Here is a 335-nt window from a genome sequence, read left to right on the forward strand (position 1 = left end):
AGGTGATTGACAGTGACTAGCTTGCCAGTAACGCCGACTTTGATGCCTTGATTGATCTTGTCGGTGCGGCTGGCATGAACGACTTGGAACTTGTTTTGCTTAACAATCAATGGGTTGTCGGTGTGATAGCCGACTGGTAACGGTTGATTGCTACCGCGAATTAATATGACAATAAATTTAAATCCGATTGCATGAGCCTCACAGGGACTGTAATGCAAAGTGTCACTGAAGAATTCAACAACAGTACCAGCAGGGACGAAGAATAGCTTAGCGTCCTTTTCCGCGTTAAATTGACCATCATGCATTTGCCCGCGTTTACCGATCACCATCACGAC

The 335-nt window shown here is 45.7% G+C and carries 1 protein-coding gene; it reads right to left on the reverse strand.

Annotation, left to right across the window (positions count from 1 at the left end; translation table 11 throughout):
- On the reverse strand, positions 1 to 335 hold a 335-nt coding region (locus ACXIUA_RS01250), incomplete at both ends, for a DUF4867 family protein (protein ID WP_457975926.1).

It is taken from the genome of Corynebacterium sp. UMB8791, from assembly GCF_054166365.1.